The organism is Vogesella fluminis, from assembly GCF_014652335.1.
Classification (GTDB): domain Bacteria; phylum Pseudomonadota; class Gammaproteobacteria; order Burkholderiales; family Chromobacteriaceae; genus Vogesella; species Vogesella fluminis.
This window is the reverse complement of record NZ_BMYP01000064.1, coordinates 1-8,156: the sequence shown is the minus strand read 5'-3', so window position 1 is coordinate 8,156 and position 8,156 is coordinate 1. Positions and strand designations below refer to the sequence as shown.

Here is an 8,156-nt window from a genome sequence, read left to right as displayed (position 1 = left end):
GCTTCGCCCCCAAAGCAACGACTAAGCTGTTTGGGAAGGTGGGCGGGCCGGACGCTTACATGCCTGCCGCACCGGCTCCAGTTCCCATTGATGAGCTTGGCAGTGCCGACGACGGCGGCCCGCGTCGTCAGCCCGAACTCTCTGAAACCGTCGCCTACGACCCCGAACTGGCCGCGTCCGCAGCCGACCTCGCACTGCTCGATGACGACGACCTGCCGCTTCCCCTTCCTCGCCAGCTTGATCCGGCCATGCAGCGCACGGCCCGGCTGGCTTCCCTCGACCCTAACGACGGAATCGAGCTATGAGCCACTACCGCCTCAACCTGTTCATCCAGCCGGAGCACGCCAAGCGGCTCGATGAGTTGGCCGCCAAGAAAGGCGTGTCCAAGTCGTCCATCGTCGCGGCGGCGCTCGCATCGTGGCTGTCGCCCGATGCCGCCGACCAGCGCGAGGCGGCCATTGCCAAGCGGCTGGATCGCCTGTCACGCCAAGCCGAGCGCATGGAGCGCGACCAGAACATCGCCATCGAAACGCTGGCGCTGTTCATCCGCTACTACCTGACCGTGAGCACGCCGGTTCCCGAGGCGCACCAAGACGCGGCACGCGCCCAGGGCAAAGCGCGGTTCGAGCAGTTTGTGGAGCAGTTGGGCCGCCACCTCCTGCGCGGGCGCAGCCTGGTGCGTGACGTGGTGGAGGAACTGCACCCCGACCCAATGCGGATGGATGACGCGGCAGCCGCCGCCGAAGCGCAGGAGCGTGCCTCATGAGCGCCGTTCCCTCGACCTTCGCCACCTCGCTCGATCGCCGCGTCCAGATGCTGCGCACGGCAATGGGGCCGCTGATCGCTGCCGCGCTCGAAGACCCGGACGTGGTGGAGGTGATGCTGAATCCCGATCGTACCCTTTGGGTGGATCGGCTTTCCAGTGGGCGCGCGCCTATGGGTGTGGAAATGCCCGAGGCGGACGGTGAGCGAATCATCCGCCTTGTCGCGGCCCACGTCGGCGCGGAGGTCCATCGCGGGCAACCGCTGCTGTCGGCCGAGTTGCCCGAAACGGGCGAACGCTTCGAGGGCATCTTGCCGCCGGCAGCACCGGGGCCAGCCTTCGCGCTGCGCAAGCGCGCCATCGGCGTGATCTCGCTGGAGCGGTACGTCATCGACGGGATGATGACCAGCGCGCAGGCGGGCTTTCTGGTGCGGGCTGTGCGCGAGCGCCAGAACGTCCTGATCGCCGGGGCCACCAGCAGCGGCAAGACCACGCTCGCCAATGCGCTGCTGGCCGAGATCGCCGCCACGGGCGACCGCGTGCTGGTGCTCGAAGACACGGTGGAACTGCAATGCGCGGCGCGCGACCACGTACCGCTGCGCACGCGCGCGGGCGTGGTGTCGATGACCGAGTTGGTGCGTTCGTCCATGCGCCTGCGCCCGGATCGTGTCGTCGTCGGCGAAGTACGCGGTGCCGAGGCGCTGGATCTCATCAAGGTATGGGGCACCGGCCATCCGGGCGGCATCGCCACCGTCCACGCCGGCTCCGCGCTGGGCGCACTGCTGCGCTTGGAGCAACTGATTCTCGAAGTGGCGGTGAACCCGCCGCGTGCGCTGATCGCCGAAGCGGTCAACGTGGTGATCCACATCGCCGGACGCGGGCGCAAGCGCCACATCGAGAGCATCGCCCGCGTCGTCGGCTTCGACGGCGTGGGCTACCGACTGGCGGATGCGACGGACGCGCCGTTTCCCGAGCTGCTGCCGCAGTCCGACCTTTCTTCCCTGTCCCCTGACCACTCTGGAGAACTGCCATGACGCACGTTGATGATTTCCGTATTTCCGTAAATCCGCTTCCTCGGCCCGCACGGCTGGATGGCGTGGCTCGCCCGGCCATGCAAGGCTTGATGCTCGCTGCCTTCATGCTGCTGCTTGCAGGCACTGCGCAGGCCGCCGGCTCCTCGATGCCCTGGGAAGGGCCGCTGCAATCCATCCTCGAATCCATCCAAGGGCCGGTGGCGCGCATCGTCGCGGTCATCATCATCATCGCCACGGGCCTCGCACTCGCGTTCGGCGATACCAGCGGAGGCTTTCGCAAACTGATCCAGATCGTGTTTGGCCTGTCCATCGCGTTCGCGGCTTCGAGCTTCTTCCTGTCGTTCTTCAGCTTCTCGGGCGGGGCCGTCGTATGAGCGGCCCGGACACCTTCGCGGCCGGGTTTGAGGTGCCGCTGCATCGCTCGCTCACCGAGCCGATCCTGCTGGGCGGTGCGCCGCGCACCGTGGCAATTGCCAATGGCACCTTGGCCGCCGCCGTCGGGCTGGGCCTGCAACTGTGGATTCCCGGTGTCGTGCTCTGGATCGTCGGCCATTCGCTGGCGATGTGGGGCGCGCGCGTCGATCCGCAGTTCATGGCCGTGTTCGCGCGGCACATCAAGCACCGCCCACTGCTGGACGTGTAGGGGAGGACGCCGCGATGCTGAACCTCGCCGAATACCGCCAGCGCCCGGCCTTGCTCGCCGACTGGCTGCCCTGGGCCGGACTGGTGGCGCCGGGCGTCGTCTTGAACAAGGACGGCAGCTTCCAGCGCACGGCGCGCTTTCGTGGCCCCGACCTCGACAGCGCGACGCAAGGCGAGCTGATCGCCACATCGGCGCGCTTGAACAACGCGCTGCGCCGCCTGGGTTCGGGCTGGGCGCTGTTCATCGAAGCCGAGCGCCGGTCTGCCGCCGACTACCCGCACTCCGATTTCCCCGAGCCGCTGTCCTGGCTGGTCGATGAAGAACGCCGCGCCGCCTTCGAGGACTCGGGCAACCACTTCGAGAGCGGCTATCACCTGACGCTGGCCTACCTGCCGTCCGAGGAATCCCGCGCTCGCGCCGCAGGCCTGCTGTACGAAAACCGGCCCACCGAAGGCGTGGATTGGCGCGAACGGTTGCACGCCTTCGTCGCTGAAACGGATCGCATCTTCGACCTGCTCGATGGCGTGATGCCGGAAATCGCGTGGCTCGATGACAGCCAGACGCTGACCTACCTGCACGCGACCGTCTCGATGCGGCGCTACCGCATCGGCGTGCCCGAAGTGCCTTTCCACATCGACGCGCTGCTGACCGATTCCGCGCTGGTCGGCGGCCTGGCGCCGATGCTGGGCGACCAGCACCTGCGCGTGGTGTCGGTGCGCGGTTTCCCGACCTCGACCTGGCCGGGGATTTTGGACGACCTCAACCGCCTCGGCTTTGCGTATCGCTGGTCAACCCGGTTCCTGTGTCTCGACAAAGCCGAGGCGGAACGGGAGTTGGGGCGTTTGCGCCGCCAGTGGTTCGCCAAGCGCAAGAACGTCATCGCGCTGCTGCGCGAGACGATCTTCCAGCAGGAAAGCCCGCTGGTCGATACCGACGCCAACAACAAGGCTGCCGATGCGGATGCTGCCTTGCAGGAGCTGGGCAGCGATCAAGTCGCCTTCGGCTACCTGACGGCGACCGTCACCGTCATGGACGCGGACGCCGCCGTGGCCGACGAGAAGCTGCGCATGGTGGAGCGCGTCATCCAGGGCCGGGGCTTCGTCACCATCCCCGAAACGCTCAATGCCGTGGATGCGTGGCTGTCGTCCATTCCGGGCAACGCATACGCCAATGTCCGCCAGCCCATCGTTTCGACGCTGAACCTGGCGCACATGATGCCGGTGTCGGCGGTATGGGCCGGCCAGGAGCGCAATGCGCACCTTGATGGCCCGCCGCTGATCGTCACGCGCACAGACGGCGCCACGCCGTTCCGACTGGTGACGCACATCGGCGACGTGGGCAACACGCTGGTGGTTGGCCCCATCGGCATGGGCAAGTCCGTGCTGCTGGCGACGATGGCGATGCAGTTCCGCCGCTATCGCGGCTCGCGCATCTTCGCCTTCGACATGGGGCGCTCGATCCGTGCGGCCATCCTGGGCATGGGCGGCGAGCACTACGACCTGGGCGCGGATGACGAGATCGCCTTCCAGCCGCTCGCACGCATCGACCGCGAGGGCTACCGCACCTGGGCCAGCGAATGGGTGGAAGGCCGCCTGCTGCACGAAGGCGCGGCCGTCGGCCCCGACGAGAAGGCGGCCATCTGGTCTGCGTTGGGGAGCCTGGCCAGCGCGCCGGTGGAGCAGCGCACGCTCACGGGCCTGACGGCCTTGCTGCAATCGAATACCTTGCGCCAGGCACTCGCGCCCTACGTCCTGGGCGGTGCGCACGGCAGGCTGCTGGATGCCGACCACGACCGCCTCGGCACGGCCGACGTGCAGGCGTTCGAGATGGAGGAGCTGATGCACAGCAAGGCCGCTGTGCTCGCGGTGCTGCGCTATCTGTTCGCGCGCTTCGAGGAGCGGCTGGATGGTGCGCCCACGCTGCTGATCCTTGATGAAGCGTGGTTGTTCCTCGATGACCCGGTGTTTGCGGCGCGCATCCGCCAGTGGCTCAAGACGCTGCGCAAGAAGAACGTCTCGGTGATCTTCGCCACGCAGTCGCTCGCGGACGTGAAGGACTCGGCCATCGCACCCGCAATCATCGAAAGCTGCGCGAGTCGGATTTTCTTGCCGAACCCGCAAGCGACCGAACCGCAGATTCGCACGATCTACGAGGGCTTCGGCCTCAACAGCCGGCAGATCGAGATCGTCGCCACCGCGCAACCCAAGCGCGACTACTACTACCAATCCCGCCTCGGCAACCGCGTGTTCGACCTCGACCTGGGGCCGGCGACGCTGGCCTTCGCGGGTGCATCCACGCCGCATGACCAGCGCGACATAGACCGTGTGCTGCTGGATGCCGGCGTGCCCGGCTTCGCGGGCGCCTGGCTGCGCCATCGCGGCCTCGATTGGGCGGCTGACCTGCTGCCCTCGTTCCCCGGCCTCGCGCCGGGTTCCTTCCATACCGCTAACCACCCCCAGGAGAACCAACCATGAAAACCCATGCCTCGAAACTCGCCGCGCTGACCTCTGCCTGCGTGCTCGCCTTCGGCATCGCGCAGCCCGCCCATGCCTTGTTCGGCGTCGGCGACATCGTGCTCGATCCGACCAATCTGGTGCAGAACACGCTCACGGCGGTTCGCACGCTGGAGCAGATCAACAACCAGATCCGCCAACTCCAGAACGAAGCGCAGATGCTCATCAACCAGGCGCGCAATCTGGCCAGCCTGCCGTCCAGCGTGGTCGGCCAATTGCGCGCCAACCTGGCGACCACCCAGCGACTGATCGCGCAGGCCAAGGGCCTGGCCTACGACGTGACGAGCATCGACCGGGAGTTCGCGCGCCTGTATCCCGAGAAGTACGCCGCCACTGTGAGCGGCAATCAGATGTACCTCGATGCGCAGGAGCGTTGGAAGAACACGCTCAACGGCCTGCAAACCACCATGCAGATGCAGGCCCAGGCGTCGCAGAACCTGAGCGATGACGAAAGCGTGCTGGCCGACCTCGTTGGCAAGAGCCAGTCGGCCGAGGGTGCGCTACAAGCGATGCAGGCCATGAACCAGTTGCTGGCCTTGCAGGCCAAGCAGTCGATCCAGACGCAGCGGCTCCAGATCACGCAAGACCGCGCGGCCTCGCTGGAACTGGCGCGGCAAGCGGCGGCCACGGAGCGCGGGCGCGAGGTGACGCGCCGCTTCCTGGGCGAAGGCACACCGTACACGCCGCAGCCCGTCAATTTCTACAACCGCTGACAGGTGCAGTCATGAACGGTGCGCCCGTCCTGCTCGCCTGTCTGTTGGCCGGTTGCGGCCAAGAGCAGGCGCCTTCGGTCAATGCGCTTTCGGTCAATCCCGCGCGGTTGCACTTGCTCAGGGAGCAATGCCGCGCGGGCGAGCACGACGGCGCGTTTTGCGAGCAAGTGGCCCAAGCCGACCTGCGGCGCTTTCTCTCCGGCCAGGCCGGGCCGGGCGAATACCAGACGCTGGCCGATCTGCCGCCGATTCCACCCAGCTTCGATGAACCCGCTGATGGTAGTAGGGCAATCGCTCGGCCTGGGCAGGAGGACTCGCCATGAACGACGTAACGATCATCGACCGCTTCCTCGATACCTTCTCGCGCTACATCGACTCGGGCTTTGGCCTGTTGCACGGTGAAGTGGCGTTTCTGACCGCCACGCTGATCGTCATCGACATGACGCTCGCCGGGCTGTTCTGGGCGATGAGTCATGCCACCGGCCAGGGTGAGGACGTGATCGCCAAGTTGATCCGCAAGGTGCTGTATGTGGGCGCCTTCGCCTACATCATCGGCAATTTCAACTGGTTGGCGGGCATCGTTTTCCGCTCATTCGCGGGCCTGGGCCTGACGGCCAGTGGTTCGACCCTGAGCATGGAGAACTTCCTGCAGCCGGGCCGGCTTGCGAAAGTCGGCATCGACGCCGGGGCGCCGATCCTGAAACAGATCGGCGACATGGCGGGCTTCCCCGAAGTGTTCGTGAACATCACGCCCATCGTCGTGATGTTCCTTTCTTGGCTGATCGTCCTCTTGTGCTTCTTCGTGCTGGCGATCCAGCTTTTCATCACGCTGATCGAGTTCAAGCTGACCACGCTCGCGGGCTTCGTGCTGGTGCCATTCGCACTCTGGAACAAAACGGCGTTCCTCGCCGAGAAGGTGCTTGGCAACGTGGTGTCGTCAGGCATCAAGGTGCTGGTGCTCGCGGTCATCGTGGGCATCGGCTCCGGGCTGTTCGCCGAGTTTCAGGTGCAGCCGGCCGAGCCATCCATCGACCACTCCGTGGTCGTGATGCTGGCCTCGCTGACGCTGTTGGCCTTGGGCATCTTCGGGCCGGGCATTGCGACCGGGCTGGTGTCCGGCGGCCCGCAACTCGGCGCGGGCGCGATGGCCGGTGCCGCGCTGGGTGCGGCCGGTGCTGCTGTTGCCGTGGGCGCTGCGGCCACGGGCGTCGGCGGCGCGGTCGCCGCCGGGGCGCGCATGGCACCCGCAGCCGCCAAGCTGGCCGGCAGCGGAGCGCGTGCCGCCACCGGAGCCGCCAGCAGCGCACGGTCGGCGTTTCAGGCGGGATCTGCATCCGCCGGCGGTGGCCTCAAGGGCGCTGCCGCTGGTGTCGGCAATGTCGCCAAGACCGGCGCACAGGCGGCCGGGCAGAAGCTGGCCGAGGGCGCACGCTCGATGAAAGAGCGTGTCGCCGCTGCTTTCCGGCCCGATGACGCCGGATCGGTGTCGGGAGCCGGTGCCGCGCAGGCGGCAAACGAGCCGACCCCATCCGCTGCGCAACCCGCCTGGGCCAAGCGCCTGCACCGCAGGCAGCAGATCACCCATGCCGCAACCACCGCCGCCCACACGCTGCGCGGCGGCGACGGCGGCAGCTCCAGCCAGGGGCCAAGCCTTCGCGATTCCGATTCCTGATCCTCAAGGAGAACTTCCATGCGATTCAAACGACCGCAGGTGCGCTACGCCGATGCGCCGCAACCTGCCACCCCGTACCAATCCGCGGCGCAAGTCTGGGACGAGCGCATCGGCTCGGCCCGCGTGCAGGCCAGAAACTGGCGTTTCATGGCCTTTGGCTGCCTCACGCTGGCTGTGCTGATGGCGGGCGGCCTGGTCTGGCGCTCGGCGCAGTCCATCGTCACGCCCTACGTCATCGAGGTGGACAACACGGGCCAGGTGCGTGCCGTGGGCGAAGCCGCCACGCCGTACCGGCCCAGCGATGCGCAGATTGCCTACCACCTGGGCCGCTTCATCGGCCTGGTGCGCTCGCTGTCCATCGACCCCATCGTGGTGCGGCAGAACTGGCTCGATGCCTACGACTACACGACCGACAAGGGTGCGGTGGCGCTCAACGAGTACGCCCGTGTGAACGATCCGTTCGCACGCATCGGCAAGGAATCGGTGACGGTGCAGATCACCAGCGTGACCCGCGCCAGCGACACGTCGTTCAACGTGCGCTGGACGGAGACGCGCTTCGTCAATGGCGCGCTGGATCGCACCGAACGCTGGAACGCGGTGATTTCCACGGTGCTGCAAACCCCGCGCACCGAGCAGCGTCTGCGCAAGAACCCCTTGGGAATCTACGTCAACGGCTTGTCGTGGAGCCGCGAACTGGAAGCGAACGAAGGAGCAAAACCATGAATGATCTTTTCCGTAAATCCGCCTTGCCGGTGATGCTTCGTAAGCGTCCGGCCCGCCCACCTTCCCAAACAGCTTAGTCGTTGCTTTGGGGGCGA

At 66.8% G+C, this 8,156-nt stretch carries 10 protein-coding genes; all 10 read left to right on the top strand.

Annotated elements, in window-relative coordinates:
• On the top strand, positions 1–305 hold a 305-nt coding region (locus IE083_RS14850), incomplete at its 5' end, for a hypothetical protein (RefSeq protein ID WP_444545836.1).
• Positions 302–766 carry a ribbon-helix-helix protein, CopG family gene (locus tag IE083_RS14845; protein WP_189354816.1) on the top strand — a complete coding sequence of 155 codons (465 nt, stop codon included), beginning with the start codon at positions 302–304 and terminating at the stop codon, positions 764–766. The genes IE083_RS14850 and IE083_RS14845, both read left to right, overlap by 4 nt.
• The gene (trbB, locus tag IE083_RS14840) at positions 763–1,797 is read left to right on the top strand and encodes a P-type conjugative transfer ATPase TrbB (protein WP_189354815.1); all 1,035 of its coding nucleotides are present in this window, start codon (positions 763–765) and stop codon (positions 1,795–1,797) included. Before IE083_RS14845 ends, trbB begins: the two co-directional genes overlap by 4 nt.
• Positions 1,794–2,171 (top strand): TrbC/VirB2 family type IV secretion system protein, encoded by a 378-nt coding sequence (locus IE083_RS14835; protein ID WP_189354814.1) that lies wholly within the window; start codon positions 1,794–1,796, stop codon positions 2,169–2,171. Before trbB ends, IE083_RS14835 begins: the two co-directional genes overlap by 4 nt.
• The gene (locus IE083_RS14830; RefSeq protein WP_015914708.1) at positions 2,168–2,440 is read left to right on the top strand and encodes a VirB3 family type IV secretion system protein; all 273 of its coding nucleotides are present in this window, start codon (positions 2,168–2,170) and stop codon (positions 2,438–2,440) included. The genes IE083_RS14835 and IE083_RS14830 overlap by 4 nt, the downstream gene beginning before the upstream one ends.
• Positions 2,441–2,454: 14 nt before the next feature.
• Positions 2,455–4,914 (top strand): conjugal transfer protein TrbE, encoded by a 2,460-nt coding sequence (trbE, locus tag IE083_RS14825; RefSeq protein ID WP_189354813.1) that lies wholly within the window; start codon positions 2,455–2,457, stop codon positions 4,912–4,914.
• Entirely contained in the window at positions 4,911–5,666 is a 756-nt protein-coding gene (trbJ, locus tag IE083_RS14820; RefSeq protein ID WP_189354812.1) for a P-type conjugative transfer protein TrbJ, read from the top strand. The genes trbE and trbJ overlap by 4 nt, the downstream gene beginning before the upstream one ends.
• Positions 5,667–5,677: 11 nt before the next feature.
• Positions 5,678–5,989 carry a hypothetical protein gene (locus IE083_RS14815; protein WP_189354811.1) on the top strand — a complete coding sequence of 104 codons (312 nt, stop codon included), beginning with the start codon at positions 5,678–5,680 and terminating at the stop codon, positions 5,987–5,989.
• On the top strand, positions 5,986–7,338 hold the full coding sequence (gene trbL, locus IE083_RS14810; protein WP_189354810.1) for a P-type conjugative transfer protein TrbL: 1,353 nt from the start codon (positions 5,986–5,988) through the stop codon (positions 7,336–7,338). Before IE083_RS14815 ends, trbL begins: the two co-directional genes overlap by 4 nt.
• Positions 7,339–7,356: 18 nt before the next feature.
• Positions 7,357–8,061 (top strand): conjugal transfer protein TrbF, encoded by a 705-nt coding sequence (gene trbF / locus IE083_RS14805; RefSeq protein ID WP_189354809.1) that lies wholly within the window; start codon positions 7,357–7,359, stop codon positions 8,059–8,061.
• Positions 8,062–8,156 lie beyond the last annotated feature (95 nt).